Below are 2,870 nucleotides of genomic sequence, written 5' to 3' on the forward strand. Positions count from 1 at the left end.
GAGTACCGGCTGTCGACGACCGTGCGCAAAGTGGCCAAGCTGGGCTCGGACCCGTTCGTGGCCATCCTGGCCTTCCCGTTCATCCCCCAGGCGATGCACCGGCATTACAACGAGCTTGAGATCAAGGCCAACGCGGTCGACCACGCGATGACCGGCAAGGCCACCCTCGAGGCCACCATGCACTCGATCGATCTGACCTACGCGTCATGGCTGATCAGGCCCGATGCGAAGCTCCCCGTGGGCGAGCTGGAGAGCCGCATCATCATCGACTCCATGCACCTGGGCCGCTACCTGGGCATGAGCGACCTGATGGTCGACGCGCCCCCCAGGGAAACCAACGATGCGACCGGTGGGACCACCGAATCCGGTATCTCCGGCAGCCACGGCCTGGTGTTCACCGGCACGCCGAAATCGGCCGGCTTCGATCACCGGGTCAGCGTCTCGGTCGATCTGTCGATCGCCCCCGACGACCAGGCGACCCTGGTGTTCACGCCGACCGGGGTGCTCACCGGACCGGACACGGCGAATCAACCGGTTCCGGATGACAAGCGCGAGGCGGTGCTGCACGCGTTCAGCACCACGCTGCCCGGCCAGCGGCTGCCGTTCGGTGTGGCGCCGCAAACCGTCGGGGCGCGCGGTTCGGACGTCATCATCGAGGGCATCAGCTATTCAGTGACCATCACCCTGGAAGAATTCAGGCAATCGTGACCCGGCGCCTGTGACCACCGTTCTCGTCGCGATCGCGGCCGCGGCCGTCGTGGCCACGCCGGCAGGCTGGTTGCTGACCCGGCGCGCGGGACGGATCAGGCAGATCCGCCCGGGCTCGGCGCGGCACGAGGCCGTCGACCTCGCCAACCTGGGTCTGTCCCGCGATGGGCCGGCCGTCGTCCACTTCAGCGCCCCGTGGTGCGGACCGTGCGACCGGGTTCGCACGGTGGTCGGCCAGGTTTGCGACGACCTGGGCGGCGTCGCCCACCTCGAGATCGACCTGGACGCCGACCCGGCCGCCGCCCACCGCTTCGCGGTGCTGTCGCTGCCCACCACGTTGATCTTCGACGCCGAAGGGCGACAGAGATACCGGACCTCGGGCGTGCCAACGGCCTCCGATCTGCGTTGCGCGCTGGAACCGCTGTTGGCCTGACGGCCGGGCCGTCGGCGGCGCCGTGATCGCACCGTCGGCGCCGACTGTGATCTCACGGCTTTCGGGGTGTACACAGGGCGCGCATCCTCGGCGTGCCGCCGCCCAGGGTTCACCCCCGATGCGGGAAGGGGAGGCGGGAGGGGCCGCGGCCCGCGCCGTCGGCGAATAGACTCGTCTGCGTGGTGCTGTTCTTCGAGATTGTGCTGGTGCTGGCGGTCGTGGTCATTTCCTGGTTCGCGCTGTACACGCTGTACCGGCTGATCACTGACGAGTCGTGACCTCCTCTGACGACGACGCTGACGGCGCGGGCGGTGCGGCCTTCGGCGACCGCACCATGGCGGCCGCTACCGAACGCGCCAAGGTGACCTCGGCGCGCAACATCCCGGCGTTCGACGATCTGCCGCTTCCGGCCGACACCGCGAACCTGCGGGAAGGCGCAAACCTCAACGACGCACTCCTGGCGTTGCTGCCACTGGTCGGTGTGTGGCGCGGGGAGGGCGAAGGCCGCGCGCAAGACGGGGACTACCGGTTCGGCCAGCAGATCGTGGTCTCGCACGACGGCGGCGACTACCTGAATTGGGAGGCCCGATCCTGGCGGCTCAGCGAGGCGGGCGCCTACCAGGAACGCGGATTGCGCGAGACGGGGTTCTGGCGCTTCGTCAACGACCCCGACGATCCCAGCGAGTCGCAGGCCATCGAGTTGCTGCTGGCTCATTCCGCCGGTTATGTCGAGCTGTTCTACGGGCGGCCGCGCAACCAGTCGTCGTGGGAATTGGTGACCGATGCCCTGGCACGCAGTCGGTCCGGGGTGCTCGTCGGTGGCGCCAAGCGGCTCTACGGCATCGTCGAGGGCGGCGACTTGGCCTACGTCGAGGAACGGGTGGACGCCGACGGCGGGCTGGTGCCGCATCTGTCGGCGCGCCTGTCGCGGTTTGCCGGATAGCGCCGCGCTTCGGGACCTCACCGAGTCCGGACATGGAGCGGCCCCCGAGCAAAGCTCCTGGCTGGACAACACCGGATGCTCGGGGGCCGGGTGACTGCGGGGAATTCGCCAGCGCGCATTGGCCACCAGCTCTTCTCTGCCGAGCCAACGCTGCTAGCGCGCAGCCACCTCACATGTCCATGAAGCTATCAATTATCGTGACTCAAGCTGATTTGCCATATATGCAGTGAGCTGCGCAAATAGTCTCTTATCGGGTAACCCGAACGACGGACAGCGCATCATGTCACAATAACTGCTATGGACCTCTCTTTGCTCGTGGCAACACTCCCGTCATGGAAGCTCGCACTTCAGACCGACAACAAGTCAGCGGGCACCATCGGGACGTATACTAAGGAGTTCGTAAGTAAGTCGAGACGCGCCGGGGAAAGCCTTTGCTGGCGAACGATATTCGTCGAGAATAGGTGATGTGCGCGATAACGATGGCCGCAAGCTTGATCACAAGACGCTCGAAGCGCTGCGGAAGCGAGCGGTGGAGCAGGTCGAGGCGGGTGAGCACCCCGAAAAGGTGGCCGTGACAATGGGGTTCCACAAGAACACGGTCTATGGATGGCTGGCCAAGGTGCGCGACGGCGGCAAGGACGCGTTGGTGGCCAAGCCGGTTCCGGGTCGCCCACCCAAGCTTGGGTCGCAGCAGGTCTCGCGGCTCTATGAGTTGATCGTGGGCAGCGATCCGCGCCAATTGTCGTTCGGGTTCGCGCTGTGGACCCGTTCGATGATCGCCGAGCT

4 protein-coding genes are annotated in these 2,870 nt (G+C 66.4%); all 4 read left to right on the forward strand.

Features of this window, described 5'->3' with window-relative positions:
- The coding region (lmeA, locus tag AC2VOR_RS00005; RefSeq protein ID WP_486962961.1) for a mannan chain length control protein LmeA at positions 1-708 on the forward strand (708 nt) is incomplete at its 5' end.
- 10 nt (positions 709-718) lie between these two features.
- Positions 719-1,141: a TlpA family protein disulfide reductase gene (locus AC2VOR_RS00010; protein WP_369736871.1), complete on the forward strand. Its 423-nt coding sequence runs from the start codon at positions 719-721 to the stop codon at positions 1,139-1,141.
- A gap of 334 nt (positions 1,142-1,475) precedes the next feature.
- Positions 1,476-2,084, forward strand: a complete 609-nt coding sequence (locus tag AC2VOR_RS00015; RefSeq protein WP_369741415.1) for a heme-binding beta-barrel domain-containing protein — start codon at positions 1,476-1,478, stop codon at positions 2,082-2,084.
- 466 nt (positions 2,085-2,550) lie between these two features.
- On the forward strand, positions 2,551-2,870 hold a 320-nt coding region (locus tag AC2VOR_RS00020; RefSeq protein WP_486962962.1), incomplete at its 3' end, for a helix-turn-helix domain-containing protein.

It is taken from the genome of Mycobacterium sp. TH-M103, assembly GCF_057473785.1.